Annotated in this window: 19 protein-coding genes; 5 read left to right on the top strand and 14 right to left on the bottom strand. The window is 56.4% G+C overall.

Annotated features, from left to right (window positions below; translation table 11 throughout):
* Window positions 1–506: 506 nt before the first annotated feature.
* The 3 genes from FTW19_RS08155 (at window position 507) to FTW19_RS08145 (ending at window position 3,957) form a co-directional block, all read left to right on the top strand.
* Window positions 507–788, top strand: a complete 282-nt coding sequence (locus tag FTW19_RS08155) for a hypothetical protein (RefSeq protein WP_147647160.1) — start codon at window positions 507–509, stop codon at window positions 786–788.
* A gap of 645 nt (window positions 789–1,433) precedes the next feature.
* Window positions 1,434–2,393: a hypothetical protein gene (locus FTW19_RS08150; protein ID WP_147647159.1), complete on the top strand. Its 960-nt coding sequence runs from the start codon at window positions 1,434–1,436 to the stop codon at window positions 2,391–2,393.
* A 34-nt stretch (window positions 2,394–2,427) separates the two neighbouring features.
* The gene (locus FTW19_RS08145) at window positions 2,428–3,957 is read left to right on the top strand and encodes an MBOAT family O-acyltransferase (RefSeq protein ID WP_147647158.1); all 1,530 of its coding nucleotides are present in this window, start codon (window positions 2,428–2,430) and stop codon (window positions 3,955–3,957) included.
* Between the two features lie 179 nt (window positions 3,958–4,136).
* Here the strand turns inward: FTW19_RS08145 and FTW19_RS08140 are convergent, their stop codons facing one another.
* The 13 genes from FTW19_RS08140 to FTW19_RS08080 form a co-directional block, all read right to left on the bottom strand.
* The gene (locus tag FTW19_RS08140) at window positions 4,137–4,379 is read right to left on the bottom strand and encodes an acyl carrier protein (RefSeq protein WP_147647157.1); all 243 of its coding nucleotides are present in this window, start codon (window positions 4,377–4,379) and stop codon (window positions 4,137–4,139) included.
* Between the two features lie 38 nt (window positions 4,380–4,417).
* A complete protein-coding gene (locus tag FTW19_RS08135; RefSeq protein ID WP_246153639.1) occupies window positions 4,418–6,262 on the bottom strand; it encodes an HAD-IIIC family phosphatase in 1,845 nt (614 codons plus the stop codon).
* Window positions 6,263–7,476: 1,214 nt separating this feature from the next.
* Window positions 7,477–9,816: a pyrroloquinoline quinone-dependent dehydrogenase gene (locus FTW19_RS08130; protein WP_147647156.1), complete on the bottom strand. Its 2,340-nt coding sequence runs from the start codon at window positions 9,814–9,816 to the stop codon at window positions 7,477–7,479.
* Window positions 9,817–9,914: 98 nt separating this feature from the next.
* On the bottom strand, window positions 9,915–10,670 hold the full coding sequence (locus tag FTW19_RS08125) for an SDR family NAD(P)-dependent oxidoreductase (protein ID WP_147647155.1): 756 nt from the start codon (window positions 10,668–10,670) through the stop codon (window positions 9,915–9,917).
* A 152-nt stretch (window positions 10,671–10,822) separates the two neighbouring features.
* Window positions 10,823–11,359: a TlpA family protein disulfide reductase gene (locus tag FTW19_RS08120; protein WP_187143363.1), complete on the bottom strand. Its 537-nt coding sequence runs from the start codon at window positions 11,357–11,359 to the stop codon at window positions 10,823–10,825.
* A gap of 104 nt (window positions 11,360–11,463) precedes the next feature.
* Window positions 11,464–12,747, bottom strand: coding sequence for an MFS transporter (locus FTW19_RS08115; protein ID WP_187143362.1), 1,284 nt, complete (start codon window positions 12,745–12,747; stop codon window positions 11,464–11,466).
* A 43-nt stretch (window positions 12,748–12,790) separates the two neighbouring features.
* A complete protein-coding gene (locus FTW19_RS08110; protein ID WP_147647152.1) occupies window positions 12,791–13,687 on the bottom strand; it encodes a ThuA domain-containing protein in 897 nt (298 codons plus the stop codon).
* Window positions 13,688–13,796: 109 nt separating this feature from the next.
* Window positions 13,797–14,015, bottom strand: coding sequence for a hypothetical protein (locus FTW19_RS08105; RefSeq protein ID WP_222705546.1), 219 nt, complete (start codon window positions 14,013–14,015; stop codon window positions 13,797–13,799).
* A 292-nt stretch (window positions 14,016–14,307) separates the two neighbouring features.
* Window positions 14,308–15,372 (bottom strand): NAD-dependent epimerase/dehydratase family protein, encoded by a 1,065-nt coding sequence (locus tag FTW19_RS08100; RefSeq protein WP_147647151.1) that lies wholly within the window; start codon window positions 15,370–15,372, stop codon window positions 14,308–14,310.
* Window positions 15,369–17,147 carry a thiamine pyrophosphate-binding protein gene (locus FTW19_RS08095; protein ID WP_147647150.1) on the bottom strand — a complete coding sequence of 593 codons (1,779 nt, stop codon included), beginning with the start codon at window positions 17,145–17,147 and terminating at the stop codon, window positions 15,369–15,371. Before FTW19_RS08095 ends, FTW19_RS08100 begins: the two co-directional genes overlap by 4 nt.
* Entirely contained in the window at window positions 17,147–18,175 is a 1,029-nt protein-coding gene (locus FTW19_RS08090) for a 3-dehydroquinate synthase (protein WP_246153638.1), read from the bottom strand. Before FTW19_RS08090 ends, FTW19_RS08095 begins: the two co-directional genes overlap by 1 nt.
* Window positions 18,176–18,203: 28 nt before the next feature.
* Window positions 18,204–18,917: an SDR family oxidoreductase gene (locus tag FTW19_RS08085; protein ID WP_147647148.1), complete on the bottom strand. Its 714-nt coding sequence runs from the start codon at window positions 18,915–18,917 to the stop codon at window positions 18,204–18,206.
* Window positions 18,914–19,711, bottom strand: a complete 798-nt coding sequence (locus FTW19_RS08080) for an aldolase/citrate lyase family protein (protein WP_187143361.1) — start codon at window positions 19,709–19,711, stop codon at window positions 18,914–18,916. The genes FTW19_RS08085 and FTW19_RS08080 overlap by 4 nt, the downstream gene beginning before the upstream one ends.
* A gap of 280 nt (window positions 19,712–19,991) precedes the next feature.
* Between FTW19_RS08080 and FTW19_RS08075 the strand changes: the two genes are divergently transcribed.
* Together FTW19_RS08075 and FTW19_RS08070 are read left to right on the top strand one after the other, a co-directional pair.
* Complete coding sequence (locus FTW19_RS08075) at window positions 19,992–20,876, top strand: c-type cytochrome (RefSeq protein ID WP_147647147.1); 885 nt, start codon at window positions 19,992–19,994, stop codon at window positions 20,874–20,876.
* Window positions 20,873–22,537 (top strand): acido-empty-quinoprotein group A, encoded by a 1,665-nt coding sequence (locus FTW19_RS08070; RefSeq protein WP_147647146.1) that lies wholly within the window; start codon window positions 20,873–20,875, stop codon window positions 22,535–22,537. The genes FTW19_RS08075 and FTW19_RS08070 overlap by 4 nt, the downstream gene beginning before the upstream one ends.
* A 53-nt stretch (window positions 22,538–22,590) precedes the next feature.
* On the opposite strand, the gene FTW19_RS08065 is transcribed toward FTW19_RS08070, so the two are convergent.
* Entirely contained in the window at window positions 22,591–23,361 is a 771-nt protein-coding gene (locus FTW19_RS08065) for a TIGR03435 family protein (RefSeq protein ID WP_187143360.1), read from the bottom strand.
* Window positions 23,362–23,376: the final 15 nt, after the last annotated feature.

Here is a 23,376-nt window from a genome sequence, read left to right as displayed (position 1 = left end):
GTCAGCCGGTAGGCTAACACTGCGTGTTCTGCGGATGCCCATTCGGACAAGTTTCCGCACCTTCTATTCAATAAGGTTTGTCAGGGCGTTGAGATTTGAATGACAGGCGGTACGGGCGAAATCCCAGGAAGCTTGGTCCTCCATCTTTTTCATCGGCATATCCAGTAAGCCGGAGCAACATATCGCCGTCACCGTCCCGCACTTTTCGCAAGTGGCTTCTGCAGATCGCCAACGAAATACTGGCGCCGCATCAGGAACAGAGGAGGTCATCTCCACACCAATTGCGATCGCCGTGTAACCACCGCAGCTTCGGCATTGCCAGCCCCTGAAGTAATGCATGTCCCTCCGTTGGCCCGGAGCTCATTTTTAGCGATGGCTCATTGCAAGCGGACCATTCCCAATGTGGCAAGTATAGGCTTTTCAGAGAAGGCTGCATCCGCTCAAATCTGAGAACGTCATTCACGTAGAAAATCGAATCGTTATCACACGAGGTGCGTGAATTTGGCGTGCGTGTAGCAGTCATTGAACCTGCCGCCACGAAGACGTCGTTCGAATCCAGTACTGTCCAAGCCGACAAACCGCTCGCAATCTACAATCCGAGCCGCGCAAAATATCTCATCGCGTTTGAGAATTCGATGGCCGCTGCAGACCCGGCTGCGGCGCGCGATAAGACTCCGCTTCTGCGCTACCCATCCGGAAACACCGCACGTCAGGTCGCATTCGCCCGGCGCTTTTTCCCCCGGCCTTTGTTCGACAAGATCCTGCGTAAGCAATTCGGATTGGCGTAGCTAAGTTGAAAATTGGAGAAACCAGTGAAAGCACGGAGACACCAGCGGTCACGGCGGCTTCGGCTGGAGTAAGAGCGTCTGTGTGGGCAGTCATGGGAACCTTCCACAATCCTCATAAACCTTCCGATCAATCGGAAACAATAGCGAATGGGCCAGCCAATAGCCGGCCAAATAACGGGCGTATTGAGGACTTTTGAGGGACTTAGGAGGCACCCGTTCCCTTTAGACTCAATGAGTTACCTCACCTTGCTGCCTTTCACGGCGATAACACGGGTTCGAATCCCGTCGGGCGCGTCAAATACATCTCCAGAGAATTTCAATAAACTCACTACTACGCGCATGAGACGCAAGGCGCTGACGTGCGCTACTTGGAGTTGGACTGATCGGAGTCGTCGCAGGCCCGGTTCAATCCATGGAAGCGCGCGCGGGCATAGACCGTGAAGAAATTTGCGCACTTGTTCAATCTCTCTGATCTGCAGTCCATAGCTCTCTTAAATGAAGGGCATGTACGCATCCCCCGGCGACCTATACAGGGATGTCAGCCTCTCCCGCTCAGATCTATATTTATGCAGCAGTAAGCTAGCCCAAATGGGGGGTATGGCATACTAAAATCTAGCCGCAAATTCAAAAACCAGGGGCATCGGATTGAGACCGTCTGTTGAGAACGGCGCGCGGGAAGCACTGGAAAATAGGCAAGCCAAGCTGCTCTACCTCCTACCGATAGTAGCCGCGCCTCTTCTGATGTTTGCCGCCGCATTCGTGATTATTCCGAGCAAATGGTTTGCGCTGCGCGCGGGCAATACCTACATGGCCAACCTGGGCTATGGGGCAAAACTCAACGGACGTGATTGCCAGGTGCTGGTGTACGGCGACTCCACCGCGATGGTGGGGGCTGATCCGAAGGTTATTGCGAAGAAGTCGGGTCTTACGGCGTGCAACATCGCGGAGTTTGGCGGGGTAACGCTGGTGAGCGGCACGGAGCCGGTGGACAAGTTTCTGTCACAGAATCCACGTCCGAAATATATTGTCTTTCTCTACGCTCCGGAGGGACTCAGCCGTCCGTTCGCGTGGGAGCATGTGGGCTTCTTTGAGGCAATCACCTACCGGGTGCGCGAGGAGCACACGCTGGGCACGGCATGGACGTTGGCGACGCATCCTGGACCGACGCTGGGATGGGCCGAGCAGGGATTGCGCATGGCGTTGACCCGCGTGAAGTCGAAGCCGATCTCAGATGAAAAGGCGCGCGTGCGTGAGCGGGACCTAGGACAGTTGAAGGTGGTCAATATACCGGACCTGCAGAGCTGCAGTATGCCAACGCGTTTGTATGAACCGGATCCTACGTGGATTGCGGGTCTGCGGTCGAAGTATAGCGGGAATGGCACGACAGTAGTAGTCGATGCAACACCGGTGATGAACTGCGATCAAGGGATTCCCTTCTATCAGGCCCATCTTGCAGGACTGGTGGACGACCTGCCGTTGCCGCAGTACCCGGTGACGGACTACGCGGATGAGCACGGCCAAAGGATGCATATGAATGCCAAGGGTGCGGCCAAGGTTTCGGCGATGATAGGCGAGCAGATTCGCGCGATGCAGGGAGGACGCTGATAGCTTGCTCTTCTCCTCGAATATTTTCATCTTTATGTTTCTGCCGATAGCGCTGATTGGGTATCAGCTTCTATCGCGTTTTGGACGGCCCGCACTTCTTTTCTGGCTGACCGCTTCTTCGTTGTTCTTCTACGGCTACTGGAACCCGATCTACCTGCTGCTTCTGTGCGGGTCCATGTTGATGAACTTTCTTGTCTCGACACGCGTGGGAGAGGGCAGAAGCGAGAGCAGTCGCAGCCGATGGCTGATCGGCGGCATCGTCGTCAATCTTTCGCTGCTGGTCTATTACAAGTATCTGTTTCCGATTCTGAACTTCCTGCATGCCCATGGCGCGATGCCGCGCGGGTTTGCGAATGTGATTCTGCCGCTCGGGATCTCGTTCTTTACGTTCACGCAGATTGCTTACCTGATCGACGTTCGCCAGAATATTGCGAAGAGGCAGGGGCTGCTTCCGTACTCGGTGTTCGTGACCGTCTTTCCCCACCTGATTGCGGGACCGATTATCCATCCGCGCGAGTTGATGCCACAGCTGGAAGAGGGCCGTATTGGTCGGCTGCGGTCTGGCAACCTGGCCCTGGGCGTGACATGGTTCATGCTTGGCCTGGGGAAGAAGGTGCTGATTGCGGATCGCGTGGCTCCGCTGGCGGATGCCATGTTCGGTCATGTCCATGAGGCCGGCTTTACAACCACGTGGGTCGGCATCCTGAGCTATGCGGTTCAGTTGTATTTCGACTTCTCCGGTTATTCGGATATGGCGCTTGGACTGGCGAAGATGTTCGGCCTGGATTTCCCGGTTAACTTCAACTCTCCCTTCAAGTCGCAGAGTGTGATCGAATTCTGGACGCGCTGGCATATGACGCTGTCGCGCTATCTGAACGAGTATCTCTATACGCCAATCGTGCGCAAGGTAAACGGATGGCGGATGGACGCGGGCAAGAAGGTTTCAAAGAAGGCACAGACCACTCCTGAAGGTTTTGCAAGCATGGTGGCGTTTCCCTTGATGACGACCATGTTTCTGGCCGGCATCTGGCATGGGGCAGGGCTACAGTATCTTGTCTTCGGATTGCTGCATGGCTTCTATCTCACGGTGAACCACGCGTGGCGGTTATGGACACCGCGCGGGCATCGTCTGCACCAGGTAGTTCCGGCGCCGGTGATGATTCTGCTGACATTCGTATGCGTACTTGTGGGCATGGTCTTCTTCCGAGCGGCGAACGTAGGCGACGGTTGCTACGTGGTCGGCACGATGTTTGGATTGCATGGCGCGGGCACGGCTTATGCGGGATTTCCGTATCTGAGTGAGCTTCCGGCGATCTCGAAGTTTATGGGTAATCTGAAGCTGGCGACGCTGGCGATCGGGTTTGCCTTGCTGATCGTGTGGGGCGCTCCGAATACGCAGGAGATTCTGGAGCAGACGGATAAGGATCACGTTTGGCTACCGACATTGCTGCCGCGATTAAAGTGGCAGGCAAATGCAGTATGGAGCCTGGGAATCACGGCGATGTTCGTAGCTGTGATCTTGCTGCTCGATGCTACGACGCGGTTCCTGTACTTCCAGTTTTAAAGCATTTCTCCTAATACTGTAGCTTTTGGAAAAATCTGCGAATGCCGTTTTCTTTGCGGGAACGGCGCAAACAGCCAAAACTCCGCTCTACGCCATTGGGAGAAATGCTCTAGCGCTGGCATGGAGAAAATATCGCAGGCGGCCGGCTTCGATGCCGGCCGCCTGCGTTTGTCTCGTTGCTAGGCAAGCTTGGTTTGAATGAGGTCAGCCATGTCACCGACGTTCTTGAGATCCTGCAACTCGCCGAGGGCGAACTTGATCTTGTAGCGTTTCTCGACAGCCGTCACCAGATTGATGTGCGCGAGAGAATCCCAGTCTTCAACGGTACTGGCGTTCGACTTTGGGGTAAGAACGAGGTCCGGCTGATCAAGCACATCGCGGAAGATGTCTTGCAACTCCGAAAGAATTGCGCTGCTGTCCATAGGGCTCCTAGTTTTAGGCGAAGTATAGCATCGGGAGTTTAGAGTTCCGTGGCGTCAAGCAGCCGGATGTGCGTGTTGCGCGGCGCGTATTCATGCAGGTCGAAGAGGTAGGTTTTAACTCCATCTTCAGTCTCGGATACGGGGTTGAAGCCTAGTTTGTCGTAGTGGTCGGCGACCATGCCGTTCTTCTTGGTGGGGATATAAGTTCCGCGCAGCGCGGTAATCCCGATGGCTTGTGCGTGGCGGACGAGTTCATCGAGCATGGCCTGCTCCATGTCGCGCTTGAGAACACGGCAGCTCATGAGCCAGAGCTCGATGTCGAGCTCAGTTCCCTGCTTTTGGCCGAGCACGATGGAGATAAGACCATTGTCGCCGAAGCGGTCAGTGAGCTTGCCGTAGATACCGATGGCATCGGGGTTGATGGCTGCGGCTTCGATCTCGTGCTGGGCGTAGCGACGGGTCGTGAGGTTGAACTGATTGGTCTTGTTGGTGAGCTGCGTGATGCGATCGAGGTAGAGCGGCTTGAAGCGGGCAATCTCGGCGGTCATCTCGAGCGAATCGAGATACTCGCCGTAGTCGGCGAACTTGGACTCGAAGGCGGCGCGCTGAGAGTTCTCCTGGTAGAGGGCGGCGCGCTCGATGTCTTCCTTGGAGAAGGAAGTTTGCTCGAAGTAGCGGCCTGCTTCGATGATGCGGGCATAGTGCGAGACTTCGTTGCCGATGTTGGGGACGGCAATACCTGCGACCTGAGCTTCGACGATGGCGCGCTCGGCGGGGTTATCGTCGACGAAGACGAAGGAGTCGGCGCCGAGATTGAGCTCTCGGGCGATGGCCTCGATGTTCTGATGCTTGGGGTCCCAGTTGGCCTTGAAGCAGGAGATGTGCTCGAGCTTCAGGACAGAGTCGGGATGCTCAAAACCCTGCCTGGCGATCTCCTCGTTGTTCTTGGAGCAGACGGCGAGGAGGATGCCGCGATTGCGGAGGGAGAGACAGTACTCCTGGAAGGCGGTATAAGCCTCGGCGAGGGGTGTCTCTCGGCCGATGGCAATCTTATCGACACCGTCGTCGCCGATGACACCGCCCCAGACGGTGTTGTCGAGGTCAAGGACGAGGACCTTACGGGTTTTGCCGTAGATACCGCGGACGATGGCGGCGAGTGACAGGGCCAGCGCGTTCGAGCCCTCGGGGGTGGTGTGGAGCTTGTAGGAGAACCAACGCTCGGCGTCGAACCAGCGATCGAGGCCGACACGGGCAGCGATGGAGGCTACGTCGTTGATGAGGAGCTTATTTGTGGCGGAGGTCGCGAAGGCGCGGTTGAGCTCATTGACGAAACGGGTGTGGCCACCGGGGAGCGATGCATCGAGGTTGCCAAGGACGGCTTCGACGGGCGGCTCGAAGTTGTTCTGGATGATGGTGCAGTTGAGCTTTTCGCCGAGGGAGGTCCAGATCTGCCGGTAGCGTTGGAGCTCTGCTTCGAGGTACTGGGTGAGGTCGGCTTCGGTGGCGTTGATGGGCGGGAAAGCCTGGATGTCGCGGACGGAGGTGTGGAGGTAGACGATGTCCGGGGCGAAGGCAATGAGGGCTTCGGGGGAGTGCACGGCGTCTACGTAGAAGCGGCCGTACTCCGCCTGATGCAGGGTAGGAAGGAACCCGGACTCGATGAGATAGAGCTCGAGCAGATCGGCGACTTCATTCGTCGTGGCGCCGCCCAGGATGGCGATGCGGACCGGGCGGAGGTGAGGGCGGGCAGAGAGCCGTCGCTTCAGGCCCTTGCGCTTCATGAGGATGTCCTCAAGGGCGAAGGTGGAGAGAAGGGGGACTTCGGTGTCGCTCATAGGACCAAGGATACCGTGTTCGAGCCGGTTCGGGCCTTTGGGCTCCATTCGGCCCGGCTTCTAGCCGTTCCAACAATCTCTGAGACTCATTACCGGTGGCCAGGCGGAGGTGATGGTGGATGCTTGGGAAACGATTTTGCTAAGTAAGCAGCAATCTGGTCGAACTCTGTATCGCTAGCGATGGCGCCGCGACTGGCCATAACTTGAACCAGATCGTTCCATTCCTGGGGATCGAGGTGCTGCGTAGCTGCCACTGAGACGGAATGACAGCCGGAGCATACACGAAGAGTCGTCTCTCGACCCGGCCCCTTCGGAAAGAGAGCGAGATCAGATGCGCTTAGTTGTTTCATAAGCTGCGGTGTGGCCGCGGTCGGCGCCGCCTTCACAGAGGACGATACCTGCGGCGCCCTTGGAGAAGGTGGTGTGGGGCGAGATGCCACCACGCCATTAGCATCGGGGAGGCCGTACACCACCAACGAATCACTGGCCAATTTAGCGCCAATCAGGCCGCCCCCGCCTTCCTGCCAGCACATCTTGGACTTTGTCGAATAATTCCTGGTTGACCAGTGGGACATGGCTGCCACGTAATGGAGCATTTAGGTCAGAGAAGACCCATCCTGCGAATACAAATTGAATGCAAGAAATGGGTGTATCCTCGTTCCAATCTATAAGAGGTGTTATTCATGCGGATGCTAATGCGAGTTGCCGTCGCAGAGGTCCAGCATTCAGAATCCCGTCTGGACTTAATAAATGGGGAACGTTTGTAGTTGGAGGCCGTGTAGCCTTTTTGGGGATCGTGAAATCAACGCTTGTAGAACCGGTAGAGGTCGGTGGGCAGGCGTTGAAGTTCCAGAGAAACCCACAAGCCCGGCCTGATCTTGCCGGTGTTACAGGAGTGGGAGCCTTGGGGCGGGTCGAGCCAGCATACAAAATCCGCAGGCTAGTCACGACGATCAATGATCACCAATAGTGCCACCGGACAATGCTGCAAGCGAACTCGAAGCATGTTCAATATCCGGAAGGGATATAGGCGGCAGGGCAAGTTCGAAGAGAATCAGGCGTCTAGGTGCTTTGTTTTATGCTGCGCCGAAGCATGTCGCAGTGAATCCAGTCTTTTGAGGTTTTAGCAGTGTGCTCCAACTCAAACTCTCTGGGGACGCCAAATCCTTTCAAAGACTTAGACAGAGTTTTGCATTCGATTCGAAGGTGCAAAAGAACACATTACTCTCTCTAGAGCATTTTTCCTGTTGCTGGGTCATGCTTTAGGGGTGAGCAGGCGGAGCCGATGGTGGATGCTTGGGAAACGATTTTGCTAAGTAAGCTGCGATCTGTTCGAACTCTGTATCGCTAGCCACAGCGCCACGACCAGCCATAACCTGAACCAGATCGTTCCACGCCTGGGCATCAAGATGCTGCGTAGCTATCATTGAAACGGAATGACAGCCGGAGCACACGCGAAGAGTCGTCTCTCGACCTGAACCCGTCGGAAAGGGAGCGAGGTCGGATGCGCTTAGTTGTTTCATAAGCTGTGGAGTAGCCACGGTCGGCGTTGCCTTCACAGAGGACGATACCTGCGGCGCTGTTGCAGAAGGCTGTGCCCGCCGAGATACCACCTCGCCATTCGCATCGGGAAGGCTGTACACCATCAATGAGTCACTGGCCAATTTCGCGCCGATGAGACCGCCCCCGGTCGCGACAACAGCTACATATTGCTTACCATTTGCGGTATAGGTAATCGGCGTAGCCTCTGCGGAAGCCGGCAATTTGACTGTCCAAATCTCTTTTCCGTTTTTTGCATCGAATGCCCGGAAGCGAGAGTCATCGGTAGCACCAATGAAGACCAATCCACTGGCCGTGATGATAGCTCCGCCAAGGCCGGGCCTACCGGTATTCCGCTTCCCCTCGGGCAAGCTGTCGGTAACTCCCAGTGTCGAGCGCCATGCTATCTTTCCGGTGTTGACGTCGACAGCCACCAACTCTCCCCAGGGCGTGGGACCACAAGGTAAGTGGTTGCTGGGATTCCAGAAACGCACCACGCCCGCGAGCGGCCCCGAGTTGATATAGCTCCCATCAGCGCTGCGTATCACACGCACCGGCTGCGCAAGATTGTTCACATTGGCGATGAATAGACCGAGCTTAGGATCGAACGCCCCGCCATAATAGTTCACGCCGCCTTGTGTCCCGGGCAGAACGACGGTATAGCGATCTAATGCTGGAGGGGTATATACATCTCCGAGGAGCATATTGTTGTCGTCGACATATCGTTCACACCATGCCTGATGCTCAGGGGTGTCCTTGTATAGATTCGATCGGCTTAGAGTTGTTTGCGAAAGCGGTTCGGGAAGCACGGGGAACGGTTGTGTTGGAGAAGCCTTTTCTCCAGGAACATTACTTGCAGGAACCGGTCGCTCCACAACACCGTAGATCGGCTTGCCCGTAACGCGATCGAGAATAAACATCAATCCGTTTTTATTAACAGTGGCTACCACGGGGATGATTTTGCCGGCGCGCTTTACATCAAACAGAGTCGGTGGCGACTGGGTGTCGATATCCCAGATGTCGTGGTGAACCACTTGAAAATACCACAGCAGCTTACCCGTATTTACATTGACGGCAACGAGCGAAGAACCGAATAAATTATCGCCTGGCCGATCCACACCAACGCGATCATTATTAGGCGCACCTAGAGGCATATAGAGAATGCCTCGCGCCTCATCGATCGTCATGTAACCCCAGACGTTGACGCCCGACCGATCCTTCCAGGAATCGCCTGTCCAGCTTTCGTGTCCTGGCTCTCCCGGCCGCGGAACGGAGTGAAACGTCCATACCAGCTTGCCCGTATGTGCATCCCATGCACGAGTGTCGCCGGCAGGACCAACGCCCCCGAATGCTCCTCCCGGCCCCTCCCCAGGTCCCGCACCTGTAATGACCAATCCCTTATAAATAACCGGCGGAGAAGGCAAAATAAAGCTCTTATCCATGCCGGTCGTCATAACTTCGGGGGTTTTGAGATTAACCATCCCGTCGGTACCGAAGTCGGAGTTGATCCGTCCCGTTGCTGCGCTAATCGAATACATGCGTCCGAGACGAGTGCCGAAGATGATGGAAGGCCCTGAAGTTGCATCGCCGGGCCAATAGGCGCAGCCACGCATCGAAGCATTGTCATCGTCGGGAATATCAAACACCCACTTCTCCGCACCCGTTGCCGAATCCAAAGCAACGATTCGACTGTAGGGAGTGACTACATACATCGTCGTACCGATCACTAGGGGCTGATCTTCCGACTGATGGAAGCTCGATATCGCCGGTGAAGCTGTTGAGGGAGACTGCGTCGTGCCGGTACTTGCTGCCGGCTTCATGTGATAAACCCATGCAACCGCTAATTTATTCACATTCTCCGGGGTGATCTGTGTCAGCGGGGAATAACGTGCCCCTGTCGAATCACGACCGACCATTGGCCAATCACCCGGCGCCGTCAGGGATGTAGGTTTAGTTTCGGGGGAGCTCTGACCACCTTCGCTTGCGGCAAATTGTGACACGAATAAGAATGTGGACAGAAGGCTGAGCGACCCTCCCCTAGTCAATCCTGATTTGAATTGCATTTTTCCTGCCGCCCTTCCTGGAGCAAAAACTCTACTTATCCCCTAAATACTGACCTCGCTCCCCGTTTTGTTTCGCTTTCTTATGCCTATGGTTGAGCTCATTTCGCAGTCCAGCCACCATCGATAAGAATGTCCGTTCCAGTGATAAAGCCGGCATGTTCTGAGCACATATAGCACGCGAGCGCACCGATCTCCTCCACCTTGCCCCAGCGTCCGACCGGAAGGCTGGCCAGGAACTGCGCATTCGCCTCGGGATTGTTCATCACCGGCAGGTTCATGTCGGTGCCGAAAGGCCCTGGGCTGATGCCGTTGACGGTGATGCCCTCTAACGCGAGCTCGTGTGAAAGTGCGCGTGTGAATCCAAGAAGCGCCGTCTTCGCCGACGAGTAGGCCGTGCGCCCCGGTAGTGAAACATGACTCATGACGGACGTCATGTTCAAAATGCGCCCGAAGCCTGTGCCCTGCATACCAGGCACAAACGCGCGGCATAGTAGAAACGTGGAGATCAGACTGGAGTCGAGCACACTGCGAAATTCCTCTAGGGTGAACTCGATCAGCGGCTTACGGATGTTGGTTCCAGCATTGTTGATTAGGATCTGGGGAGCACCAAAGCGTTCCTGAACCTGCTCCTGCAGCCGGGTCACATCACTCTCGCGGGTCACGTCGGCGGTGAACAACTCCGCAATGCCGCCCTTCGCCTCGATGGCGGACTTGACGGCCTTGAGACGCTCAACATCGCGCGCCACCAGCGCGATCGCCGCGCCAGCTTCCGCCAGGGCCCGCGACATCGCCTCTCCAAGGCCACGACTTGCGCCGGTGATAACTGCTGTCCTGCCAGATAAATCGATGACCATCGTCTCACCTGTTTTTCGAGAGTCCGGAATAACTACATGGGACCGGCTGGAGATTTCTGTAACTGTATTCGATCACGAAACGGAACAATAACGATAAGTGTTGGATTGGCTGCATTTCCCATAGGACAGGATGCCGTATAGATCGGCAGTTGCTATTGTTTAGTTTTAATCTTTTCTTTCAGCATCTTAAGGTTTCCGTCAGGCACCAGATTTCCGTTAGGGTCGATTAATGCATATGTTGGCAATTCATGGATGCCCCAATCTGAGGTCATTTTCGTACTAGCGTCGTACACAACAGGAAACGGTAGCGGCCCATGCCAGAGCGTGTTTTCCAGACCTTCTGTGGTCGATTTGAAGAGATTCCAGTCACCAGCTTCTTCTTTGCTGTTAAACCGTATAGCAATAATTTGTACGTTGGGAAATACCTTCGGGTTGGACCTGACAAAGGCAGCCAGCTCTGGAATACCCTCCTTTATGCACGGAACGCACCAGTCTGCCCAAAAATAGAGAAGGGTCCAATGACCTCGCGGTGCCGGAATGTTGAAAGTCTTATTATCTAAATTCTTTAGTGGAGATAATGGAGGTATCCCATGACCGTAGTGCCGAGACATAGCCGACGTATTTTTTTGCGCTGTTGCTTTCTGGATCAACAACGCTGAAAAGGCTATCGCGATGAATATTCTCCGCATGACGCGCCTCCAATTGTCGCTAGTACAGTGGCATAGTATCCCAAAAACTGACCGCAATTCCTCATGTAAAGCCAGCATTTGCAATATTCAATACAGTTCTCGACTTACAAGGAATTCGTTTTTGCCTGAGCGTCCAACATTTGTACTGAGCTTCCCTGCCCCGGAGCAGACAACCTACTCTCTGGGTCGAGCACGAGCCAACAGCTTGCGGAGACGCACGCCGCCCCTACCATCGTGTAGATCAGGGAATTCCAATCGCCGCCGCTGCGCTGCAGAAGAAAACCTGCGAATACCGGCGCAACAAAGCCGGCAAGGTTACCCAGCATGTTCATCGTTGCAGCCACTGTAGCGGTGTATGGACCACCGATCTCCACGCACGTATTCCAGGAGATCGGCATGGTGATATCGCTGAAGAAGCTTGCAAAGCCGAGACAGATCATCGCCGGCAATACGCCGGTGATGCGCGTAAACACAAACAGCAGCACTGCCGTAAACAAAAAGCCACATAAGGCGACAATGCGGCGCGGCATGCGCAGCGGCAACATACCACTCAGCAGCGATCCCACTCCTCCGAAAAGTAACGGAATCACAGAGAGCGTGGCCGCACGCGCGACGGTCTGTCCCCGCGCTTCGCGCAGGTATGTGGGTAGCCAGGTGATGTAGAAATACCAAACGAACGAGAAACAGAAGTACTGCAGCGTCAGCAGCAAGACGCGAGTCGTGAGCAGCACCTTCAGCCAATTGTGCTCCCCAACATGGGTTGTCAGCGCGCGCTGCTGCGAAATCAGATCGGCCTCTGCAACGTTTACGCTGCCGTGCCGTAGGGGATCATCGCGAAACCATATGGAAAACACGACACACCAAAGCACACCCATAAGTGCGAAGAGTACGAACGCCCAACGCCAACCCACCAGAGTGATCAACGCCAGCGCCAATGGCGGCGTGACAGCACCGCCCCATCGTGTAAAAGCCCACATCATGGACTGAGCCCTGATACGCTCGTTCCGCGGCAACCAGACACTCAACATGCGCGTCAGGTTTGGGAAACAGCCAGCCTCCCCAGCGCCAAAGAGAAAACGAATCACCCACATGCTGGCCACATTCCATGCGGCACCGGTTAATGCGGTGAAGGCCGACCACGCGAATACGATCTGCAGGAGAATGCGGCGGACACCGATACGATCACCGAGCAGTCCCATCGGGAGTTCGAACAGCGCGTATGACAAACCGAAGGCGCCGAAGATAAGGCCCATCTGTGCCTTGCTCAAATGAAGATCCTGAGCGATTGGAACAGCCGCCTGCGAGATAGCCACTCGCTGCACATAAGAGAGCACAGCCAGCGAAATCGCCAGCGCAACAACACCGTAGCGAGCACGAGTCGGCTTCATCGACAACTTCAATCTCGTTTCCGCAGCACCCTTGGCGTGCATTTCATTGTCTTTGGTTCTGCACGTATTGACCAGGAACTTCCGCCCGCGCCCCTGGCGTGCGATTCCTTTGCGGCGGGGCCTTGTAATCTACCAGTTCGTTCACCGGGTGCTTACCCGCCCACGCGATACCACGCAACAGCATTGCCTGAATCTGCGTGTTAGAGAAACTCTCGTATTTGTGCCCCTGCATCCACACAAACGCACGCGCCGGCTGTCCATCTGGAAGCGTGTGTTCGTAGGTCCAGATTTGCGGCACCACCTCTCCTTTATGTGTACCAGCGGTCGGCGTTGCCGCCACCACGGTAGTCGCCAGCACATGGATCTTGGGATTCTGCGCCCATGTCATGCTGAAGAATGCCTCATCATCCGGCAGAGTCATATCTGCCATTCCCTGCATAATCGGATCGGACTTGTCGACAACGGTGTATGGGATTGGAGCATCCCAGGTATAGTTCACCTCACCATGCTTCTTCGCTCCGCCAAAGACTGTGGCAAAGTAGGTCGGATCTGGTCCGCAGATCGTATCGTGAATACTTACCAGGCCACCGCCGTGCTTTATGTAAGCTTCGAGCGTCGCTTTCTGCTTGTCCGTCAAATAACCAGAGTCACCCTTGTAGAAGACGATCACATCGATATGCGCAAGCTCATCATCCGTGGGGAAATGATACGAACCATCCACAACGGCGCCGTGCTCGGTCAGTACCTTGCTCCAGTCCGCAAGAAACTGCGGATAGTCATGCAAGCCCGCCGCATGCGTCTTCAATCCTGCTCGGATATAGATATGCATGCCATTCACATTCTGCCCAGGAATAGGAGGAGCCGGCGGGTAGCTCTGCGCACGCAAACATGGGACCCACGCAGCTAAAGCAATACCCAGCTTGAGCAATGAACGGAACATAGCTCTCCTTATGCAGTGTTGGATCAGTGCATTGCCGCGTGCCGCAACACTGTATACAGTTGAATTCCGAGCTGTCAATCTATTGGGTGAAGTAGAGACCTGCTTGCCTTCAGTTAATCAGCTGCAAAGCCTGCGCCCCATTCACAGCATCGGTGACAAGTTGCCAGTCGAAAGTCGCCGGTTTTCCGCCCGAAGCCAGCGTTAATAGATAGCTGTCCGTTACCTGGGCGGAGTCCGGCAGACGCGCAGAGTCAGTATGTTTGCCATCCAGCAGCGTGACATTATCCGGCCAGAACTCATGCCCCGAGTGAGCCATAAAGGTTGTCATCAGTGACCCCGCCCACATCAGCAATCAGCGCGATCAACACATTGACATCCAGCAAAAATCGCGTCACTGCAATTCCTCACGCAGCTGATGCACCAATTCGGAAGTTATACGCGGAGTCCCTGGATTGGTCGACAACAGGGCACACCGTTTCGCGTCTTCCGGCCAGTTTCGGGGGCACCAGGGCACGTTGAGCAAGTGCGGATATGACCTCTCCGACGCTCTTTCGTTCCGTTCAACGAGGGGTGTGAGGTTATCTTCTTCGTTGTAGGCTGGGCGGATGATACTAATTTTTTTATAACTGGGTTGCGTTCTCACTCCAGCCGTACCAAACAGCGGTGCGGCGGATGCACTCCCGCAGTGAAACCGTCGGGCGAAGCTCCAGCTCAAACTCAGCACGTTCGATCGAGGGTACGTAACGCGAGATAGGACCATCCGGTTGCGGCTTGGCCGCGAGTTCGATCTCCGCATTCGAGTCGAGTGCATCGCGTACAGCCTCGGCAAGGTCTCGGATCGACATGCCCTGGCTAGACCCTACGTTATAGGGCCGCATAGAAGGTGCACGGAAGAGCATGGTCCAAAGCCAAATGGTGAGGTCTGCCGCGTAGAGGTAAGAGCGTGTCGGAGTTCCGTCTCCGCCGATGCGGATAGGGCCGCCTGTGATGACATCGCGGATGAAATTCCCTATGGCAAAGTGACTTGTCAGCGGCAGATGCGGTCCACAGAATGCCCAGCAGCGTGCAATGGCGCAATCTATGCCATATTGTTTGGCGAACAACGAACAAAGAAGCTCTGAAGTTCGCTTGCCTTCGCCGTAGGCGCTCCCCGCCTGTGTGGGATCGGGCGCGCCCGAATAGCTTTCCGGTAAACGAGTTATCTCACTGGGCTGGCGGCCGTACACAGCTCCGGAGCTCGTCAGGAGGAACCGTCTCGTCCCGTGTTCCGCCGCAAACTGCAACGTTCGCTCTGTCCCGCCGAGGATCGTCGAGAGCATCTGGCCCGGCTGTTCGGCCAACTGCTTGGCGCTCGCTTCCGTGGCAGCGTGAACCACGTAGTGAAAGGTGCCTTCGGGAAAGGCAAAGTCACGGACGTCGCCCTCAATCAGTTCAATGCCTTCCTCCCTGAACAGATGCGGCATTTTGTCACGAAATGCCTCAGGCCGCCGCGAAAGGGCTACAAGCGTGGTGTCCAATTTCATCTTGCGCCGGATGTAGGCGAAACTCTCCAGCAGCCAAGCGCCGAAAAATCCTGTGCCACCGGTAACGAAGATTCGGCGCCCTTGCGCTTGGTCCCAGAGCGATGCTGTCGCCTGCAGCACCAGTTCCAGGTCGCGTTCTTCAATCGGCGGAGAGAAGTTCATTCGCGCTCCAGAAGGTAAGGCAGAACCCTTGCGGCAATGGACGGTTCAAGATCGGGAGACATAACGTGGAGCGGGTTCGACTCCATGCTTCCGCTGGCCGTGACGCGGCTGGTGATCTTAGGAAAGTAGGTCTGTTTGGGATCGATGCTGACCACAAATGCGGCAGGCCCCTCTGCGTCGAAGTGCTTGAGGAACTCGGCATCGCTTGCAAAGCCTGGCCCGATGCGGAGCATCGGAATGGAGTAGGCGGCAAACAGGTGGGTCCAGTCCGGCATGCCAAGACCGGTTTCGATATCGCAGCCCACGTACCGTCCACCAAAGTAATTCCGCTGGGTCATTCGGATTGAGGCGTAGCCGTGGTCGTCGAAGACAAATATCTTCAGATTGAGTCGGTTCTGGCGCACAGTTCCAAGCTCCTGCATGTTTTGGGTGAAGCCGCCATCACCCTCCACGAGGATCGTACGCTTCCCCTTGCCGGCCACTGCCGCGCCAATAGCTCCGCTTAGCCCGTACCCCATTGAGGCGAGCCCCTTGTTCGAGACAATGCGTTGTCCGAGCTTCTGGGAAAAGGCCTGCATCATCGTCGTGAACGCCCCCCCGCTGGAGCAAGGAATCACTATGTCCGAATCCAATGCGAGCTGGCCGAGCTGCTGCGCAAATACATACGGCGACAGGTACCCTTCGCCCGTCTGGTTCTCTTCTACGAGGGGAAGCTGCTCGCGAACGAAGCGACAAAATTGGACCCAGTCGGTGTGGTTCCCTGCATTGTGGCTGAGCAGCTCGCGAAGCACCTCATTGGCATCTCCGCAGACCTTCAAGTCGACGATAGGATGGCCTTTGGCCAGTTCGGCGGGATCGCAATCCACCTGCACGACTTCGGCAAGGGGAGCGAAGTTCTGCCAGTTAAATCCAGTCTGCTGCAGGCTCAGCCGTGTGCCCAAGGCAAGGAGGAGATCCGACTGTTGAAGAAGAATATTGGCGGACCGCTGACCCCACGTGTTCGGGCGGCCGAAGTACATCGGATGGTCGCTGCCCAGCCGGTCCATGGCATTCCAAGTAAGAAATACCGGAACACCGAACTCTGCAAGAGACTCCTGCATCGAGTCGCTCACGCACCGATCGATACCCGCGCCCAGCAACAGGACGGGCCGTTTGGAGCTGCGCAGTTTAGCAGCGAGCTCCCCAATCAGATCTGGGGGCAGCTGCTTCATGACCGGCGCGGCGCTGCGTAGAGGCGTCTCTAACCCGCTCGCATCGACGCGCGCACCTTGGAGATCCAGCGGGATTTCAAGGAACACTGGCCCTTTTCGGCCAGAGCTTCCGCTGACTGTCATCTCAGCAAACGTTGCGCGATCTACCACGCGCTCCAAGCGCAGTGACTTCTCAGTGATGGGCTTAGCTATGGCAACACCATCGATCTCTTGGATCCCACGCTGCCGGACTTCATCGCGTGCCAGATCCGAGACCTTTACCTGTCCGCCAATGACCAGAACTTCGCGGCTTTCCAGATACGCCCCTGCGATGCCCGTCACCGCGTTCGTCATCCCAGGGCCGGCGGTAACAAGCGCGAAGGCTTTGCCTCCGAGATGCACTTCGTTGAAGTATTCCGCCGCAATGCAGGAAGCAACTTCGTGCATAACGGGGATGCAGGTCATACGCTGACTACAGCTTTCCAGAAGGTGCATGATGTTTCCACCCGCTACGAAAAAGCAGTGCGTATAACCAAGCTGCTGGAGCCAATCTGCTAAAACATCGCTGTACTTCGATTCACTCATCAGAATTTGCCGATCACTCGTTCAAACGCCTGCTGGACGCGGGCGATGGTTTGGTTGTCTTTAGGCAAGCGGCGAAGCTCAACGGCACCTTTCTCACTGACTAGGATCAGGGTGTAAAAGTCTTTGCCGTGCTTCTTGTCGCTGCGGAAGCGGTCCAGCACGTCTTGGAGCGACATCGCCTGGAGTCGCTCGCCCACATCGGGGCAAGAGCTCACCAGATTCGCGATGTGATCCCGCAGATACCGCACTGCCGGGGTTGCACTATATTCGGTACCGGCCATCTCTCCGAATTCGAGAGCACAAGCTATGCCCAGCCCAACTGCGATGCCATGCGGAATGCCAAAGTGCGTCGCCCCCTCAATCGCATGGCCGAACGTGTGGCCAAAGTTCAGGAGCAGACGTTCCTTCTTGTCGAACTCGTCGATCTCGATGAACCATTTTTTCGAAAGAAGGCTGATGTTGATGACACCTTCGAGATCTGCGAGGGGCATGGACGCCGAGGGTTGAAAGCTAAGGTACTCGTTGAATGCGTCCTCCCCCCTGCAGAAGCAAATCTTCGCAGCTTCGATTAAACCGCTCGCGCGGTCGGCTTGGGGCAAGGTCGTGATAAGTGCCGGATCAATCGTGATCTGCACAGGAGGGTGGAATGTTCCCACAAGATTTTTGTATGGGCCGACGTTGATCGAGCTCTTGCCGCCGATGCAGGAATCAACCATCGAAAGAACCGTCGTAGGCACGTACGTCCACTCGATGCCGCGCATATAGACCGAAGCGATAAACGCCGAGATGTCTTGAACAATCCCGCCGCCAACCGCGATCAACCGAGTCTGCCGGTTCACCCCCGCAGCGCGCATCTGCTGGATCAGCAGAGGCGAGGCTTCAAGAGATTTGTTCTCTTCAATCGCCTGAACAAATGTGGCTGGAACGCCTGCGTTGACCAAGAGGGGCCGAAGAAACTCATCGGCTAAAATCGTGGCGCCTTCCACCTGCTCCAGCAGAGTGACAAAGCTCCCCTGCTGAACAGACACATCGTAACTACCGGACGCAGATTGGATGCTAAACGATGCGGGCACGGCTCCATCCTAGATCTACACAAATGAACTGCCCCGTGATGCCGGTGTTTTGCGGCGAACACAAGTACAAGACGGCCGACGCGACATCCATAAGCGACGTCAGGCGGTGAAACTCCGTTCCACCGGTCATCCGATCGATCTGCTGCGCCGAGAGGTTGGTTCGGGTCATCGGCGTATCCACCGCGCCCGGAAGAACAGCGTTAATCAGGTGCCCTTCGGGCGCCAAGTCCACCGAAGCAGAGAGCACCAGCCCCTGAATAGCCGCTTTCGTCATGCAATACGAAAGTTTGTTCTGCCGGGCCAGATTCTGCCAAATAGAAGAAATCACACAAAGACGCGAACCCGGCGCTAGCAGCTTTTCCCCAAGAAGAATCTTTAGGGTTTCCAGGATGTACAGGCAATTAGCCGAGTAGAGTTCCAGGTTTTTGGCCTGTTGCACCGAGTACACACTATCAGTGGCATTCATTCCCTGAGCCCAGCATATCCCCGTGTAGGGGACTTGAGAGGCTAATTGCTCGGCACAGAACCCTGGCGCAAGTGGGTCGGCAACAATCGAACGGATTCGGCCTGTTTCTTCGATACCAGTACGAGAAACGCCCGTCACCTGCCATGATGCATCGGAAGCCATGCGGCAGATTTCCGCACCGATGGCCCCCGATGCCCCGAACACAAGCAGATGCTGCTCCGGCAAGCTCATTTGTTTAGAACTTCCCATCGCTTCTCAAGCATATCGATACGCTTGGCGTCCTCCCTATGGATAGCACCGTAGTATTCGCGCTTGTTGAGCAACCAGAGAAGTTCGAAATGAACCGCATTCAGCAGACCTTGATCGATGTGCTGGGCACGGGCTGCTTCCGCGTTGAAGATGACCTTGCGGGTTTCGAATCGAGTAAGGTGCACATCCACCATTTCCTTCAGCACGGGGATCGAATCGGACGAGACGCCGCCCCCGACCACGAGATCAAGCCCCTTGGCCTTGGCTTTGCGTCCGACTTCCAGAACGTAATTAGTCACTTCGCGCGTGTTGATGGCGTCACGCCCGAGGTTGGCTGACAATGAAAAGTCCACGCGCCCGAACACCGGACCAGCGATTTCTGGAGCCGAAGCCGCAAACTCGATCAACTCGTCGAGCACGTTATACGCATTGATTGTTTCGAGATTGAAGAGGAATTCCGTATCCGCCCGCTCCCCGTCCGTGTAGACCTTGCCGATGGCTTCTGCGAATTTCGACAGCGCGTAGCGGCTCTCGACCATCGGTGCGATGATGTAATCCACGCCAATCTGCTTAGTCTCCATCAAGTCGCGCATGGCTTCACAGCCACCTATCTTGACGGCGAGCTTCAGATTGGCTTTCCGACAGATTTCCACAAGACGCAGCAGCTCATCGACGCGCGTCCCTTCGGCCTCGTACTCTGCTTTCACCGCAACGTATCCGTACTCGTCCCGGCCCTGCTTAAGAATGTCCAACATCTTGCGTTCTTGCGAGTTCACGTAGGCCTCCTGCCATCGGTTCTGCTACGGTTTGGTTGTGGGATCGTGTGAGCTTCGGTATCCGCAGATTACCATCTAACAATCGACGGTACTAGGGTTGTATCGACAAATTCACTTCCGCAGGTTGCGTGATTTTGTTGCATCGTCGCTCCCGCGCGAAAGATGACCTGACGTCACCGAGCGAGCCAATTCTCTGCTCTGCAAGCTATACTTTCGGCGAACGAGTCCACGCGACTAGCGAACGGGAATTCCGCACAGACAAGGGGCATTTGACGCAGGCATGACGAGAACACGAGCGATTCTGCTGTCAGTAACTGGCCTGCTTTGTTTCTCCGCGCTGCCCGACGCGCTCCATCTCGCCCCGATCCTCGTCGGCGCTCAGGAGCCGGAGTACCATCCCCAGCAGCTGACCCAGCAAGCTCCTCCCCCTGCCCGTCGGCCCCGTCGCCGTATGGACTCGCACACCGCACTCGGCCTCGGGCGCCTGCCCGACGCTGAAGCCGCCAAGCGCGGTGAGCCACTCTACAACCAGAACTGCCTCGCCTGCCATGGCGAGGGAGCACGCGGGGGCATCGGCCCCAACCTCGTCCGCTCCGTGCTGGTGCTGCATGACGATGACGACTCCGAGATCGCCAAGGTCATTCGCGGTGGCCGCCCTCAGGCAGGCATGCCTCCCTTCACTGAACTCACCGAACAACAGCAGCACGATATCGCCGAGTACCTGCACCAGCTCGTTGAGTTAGCCGCCAACCGGGGCCTATATAAAGGCGCCGAGACCATGACCTCCGGCAACGTCGACAAGGGTAAGGCCTTCTTCGCCGCCAACTGCGCCTCCTGCCACTCCGTCACTGGTGATCTCGCCGGGATCGGGACGAAATACTCGCAGCCCTCGGCCCTTATCATGCGCATCGCGTGGCCCGCCGATCATGGCCCAGTCACCGCAACCGTCACCACCCCTGAGGGACAGAAGCTCACCGGCACCCTCGAGCACTACGACGACTTCGAGACCACGCTTAAGACCGACGATGGCAAGACCTCTACTTGGATCACCGACTCTGTCCACGTTGAGATCCCAGACAAGCTCGCCGGTCACCGCGCTCTGCTACCCAGGTACTCCGATGAAAACCTCCACGACCTCACCCGCTATCTACTGACGATCAAATGACGCCGAAGACCCTGCTCACATCCCGCCTCTTTCGCACGGCACTCTTCGGGGCACTTACCGCTGCGTCTCTCAGTATCGCCGCGTTTGCGCAGGAGACCTCAGCCCCCACCCTTGATTCCAAGGCGCTCACACTCTTCTCCAAACCCGCCGACGTATGGCCCACCTACAATGGCGACTACTCGGGGCGCCGTTATATTTCGCTCGACCAGGTCAATCAGAAGAACATCGCCGATCTCAAAGTGAAATGGAAGTACAAGATCGAGGGCGTCACCATTCGCGGCAGCGGGAACCCCACAATTAAGTCCACTCCTTTGATGGTAGATGGCGTTCTCTACTTCACCGTCCCGGACCACGTCTTTGCAGTCGATGCCCGCAGCGGCAAAGAGCGCTGGCACTACGACTTTGAAGATCACGGCGGTCACGTCCTCGGGCAACGCGGTGTGGGCATGTACGGGAAGTGGATCTATTTCCTCACCCCCGACGGCTGGTTCATCTCGCTTGATTCGGGAACAGGAAAAGAACGTTGGCGCAAGAAGGTAGCTGACGAGAAGCTGCAGTACTTCACCACCATGGCGGCGGTTATCGTGAAGAACCATATCATTATCGGAGTCGGCGGTGATGCCATGGACGTGCGCGGTTATCTCGAGTCGCGTGATCCGGAGACCGGCGAGATGCAATGGCGGTGGTGGTCTGAACCGAGGAAGATGGGAGACCCTGGCTCCGAGACCTGGCCGACGCAGGCTGCCATGGACCACGGCGGCGGCATGACCTGGATGCCCGGCACCTATGACCCCGAGTTGAATCTGATCTACTGGGGCACCGGCAACACCAACCCGGTCTATGCCGGGCAGAGCCGCAAGGGCGCCAACCTCTACACCGACTCCATCGTTGCGCTCGATCCCGACAGCGGCAAGATGAAGTGGTACTTTCAGGGTTCGCCGCACGATACCCATGACTGGGACAACGTCGAAACTCCCATCCTGTTTGATACGAATATCGACGGGAAGCCGCGCAAGTTGCTGGCTCAGGCTGCCCGTTGCGGCTACTTCTTCGTGCTCGACCGCGAGACCGGCAAAAACCTTGTTTCAAAGCCCTTCACTCTTACGGCCAACTGGTCCATGGGACTTGATAAGCGCGGCCAGCCCATCCCGAATCCGGATAAAGACCCAAAGGTCGATGGCTCGATGGTCGACGTACCTGCAAACGGAGCTACCAACTGGCCAGCGCCAAGCTACAGCCCGCAAACCGGGCTCTTCTACGTGAACGCCAGCGAAGGCTACAGTATCGCCTGGCTGTATGACACATCGAAGGACCCCCAAGGGTACGCCGGTGGAGCAAGCGGCCGCATCGACTCCAAGTCTTCTCTGATTGCTCTGGATACGAAGACCGGCGATGTCCGCTGGAAGCACGTTGCTAAATCCGGCGGCGAAGAGGGAGGTGGCATGACTGGAGGAATCCTCACCACTTCAGGCGGCCTGCTCTTTACCGGAGACTCAAACCACCTCGCCGCCTTCGACCCTGCAAATGGAAAGATTCTCTGGTCTTCGAAGCTGGAATCTGCCGTAAGTAACGGCCCATCGACGTGGGAGCTCGACGGGACTCAGAACGTCATCGTCGGGGCGGGCGATACTCTTTACAGCTTTACGCTGGACGGAAAGTAGACCGTCCTGCACCAAAATCACACTTCTTTCAGAAGTTGAAGGATGTCCACCCTTCAATTTTCGCTCGGCCGCTCGCAGCGATCTACAATCGTGACTTGCAGGGGCACCTTCCTCATCTCGACTTTGAATCCGAAATCAAGCATCGCCTCACGAACCAGATCGCCCCACGTCTGACCGCGTACGTGCTCGATAGCCGATGGTGCAAGGGAAAAGTCGAACGTACCTGTCAGACCGGTCTGATCAACTACCGGCAAGTGCCACATCTGCGCAAGGTAGTTGGTCACTGTTGACATCGGCGTTGCAACGAAGACGGGATCGCCACGTGCGTCGACGTGCATGGAGGGAGTTTCCCCGCCGGCAGCCGGCTTCAGTCCCACAGGTCGCTTGGGAGCCAGTAGTACCGCCGCGGGGATATCGCGGGTCTCCTGGTGCGCTACGAACTTGAAACGTTCGGTGAGAAGTGCCTGGACAGCACTCTTTCGTTCTTCCGAAGAGATCGGCGTGTCGGCTTTGGCGTGGATGTCGTAGCGGTCGGTCCTCATCCAGGCAGGGCCGCCCAGAACGCGTCCGAGCTGCCAATTGTTAAGCATGTCGAGGATGTCGCCGACCGTAACGGCCTCGGCATCGAAGCGATCCGTTACACCAAAAGATGGAGAGAAGTGGGCCTGCTGCGCAGTAGCCCCAGGTTGGCTGGGACGGATGGAAGCAACTTCGAAGCGGGCTGGCGCGTTCTGGGAGACGGCGAAGGCTTTCAGGTTGAGCGCAGAGGCGGTGATGCCGAGGGTGGCGTTAGTGACGAAGTCACGGCGGGTGATCTCGGACATGCGTTTGTCCTCCGA

Origin of the sequence: Terriglobus albidus (genome assembly GCF_008000815.1) — a bacterium.
In the GTDB taxonomy this organism is placed as follows: domain Bacteria; phylum Acidobacteriota; class Terriglobia; order Terriglobales; family Acidobacteriaceae; genus Terriglobus; species Terriglobus albidus_A.
This window is presented reverse-complemented; position numbering and strand designations above follow the sequence as displayed.